We start from the raw sequence: 1,078 nt of genomic DNA, 5'->3' as shown, positions 1-1,078 counted from the left end.
AAGGGGTTAATGTCCCCAAAAGCACAAGTCCCTAACCCATCACCAACACCAAACGGCAACGAACGAGTGGCCGCAATTCAAAACGTTTTTGCATACGCCCCTGGTCGTTTCCCTGATGTACTCGCTGCTTGTATTGCGGATCAGTCTTGCACTCCTGATATGGCTAAAGACAAATTGCTTGCAGCGATGGGTAAAGACACGACACCGAGTTCTCCACCAAACTCAAGCCTGAGCGCATTTGCTAGCAACGGTAACATCGTCGGCGACAGCATGAAGCAAGCCCTATTAGGTCGATTGGGGCTAGATTCGGTAGAAAAGGACAACCCTTACAAAGTGTCTGATTTGTTCGACATGGCGAAAGCTTCGTTAGTGGATCGCGGTGTTAGCATTTCGATGATTGGTAGTCGCCAGCAAGTGGTTGGAATGGCTTTTACTCACTCAAACTCTGACTTTGGCAACATCCTGATCGATGTGTCTGAAAAGTCATTGCTGAAAGGTTGGGAAGAGTCGCCAGAAACGTTTGAGGCGTGGACTCAAAAGGGGCAATTAAACAACTTCAAAGAGGCTCACCGCGCTGGCCTGCATGGTTTCCCATCTCTGAATAAAGTGCCGGAAGGTGCCGAATACAAATACGTTACGACCGATGACTATGCCGGAGAGCCTATCGCTCTAGCCACTTACGGCAATATCTTCACCATTACTCGCCAAGCGATCATTAATGATGATCTTGGGGCGCTTTCAACTGTTCCTCAGCGCATGGGGCGCGCGGCCAAGCGTACTATTGCTGACTTGGTGTACGCAATCTTAACCAATAACGCCAACCTAAAAGACGGCAAGCCGTTGTTCCACGATGATCATAAGAACCTGATTGGCGGCGCGTTGAGTGTGGATAGCTTGAGTGCCGCGCGTGTGGCCATGCGAACTCAAGAAGACGGTAGCAATAACACACTGAACATTACACCTAAGCATCTGCTTGTTCCGGCTGCGATGGAAACGTTGGCCACGTCAGTCATTAAGTCAACGTCTGTGGAAGGCGCCTCAAACAGTGGCGTGATCAACCCAATCTCAGGGCTACTCA

At 49.9% G+C, this 1,078-nt stretch carries 1 protein-coding gene; it reads left to right on the top strand.

Annotation, left to right across the window (positions count from 1 at the left end):
- Positions 1-9: 9 nt before the first annotated feature.
- Positions 10-1,078, top strand: a 1,069-nt coding sequence (locus tag R7070_RS26355) for a Mu-like prophage major head subunit gpT family protein (protein WP_318141537.1), incomplete at its 3' end; no start/stop codon positions are given.

The organism is Vibrio sp. 1557 (genome assembly GCF_033340175.1).
Taxonomy (GTDB): Bacteria; Pseudomonadota; Gammaproteobacteria; order Enterobacterales; family Vibrionaceae; genus Vibrio; species Vibrio alginolyticus.
The sequence above is the reverse complement of the archived record's forward strand: the minus strand, read 5'-3'. Positions and strand labels throughout refer to the sequence as shown.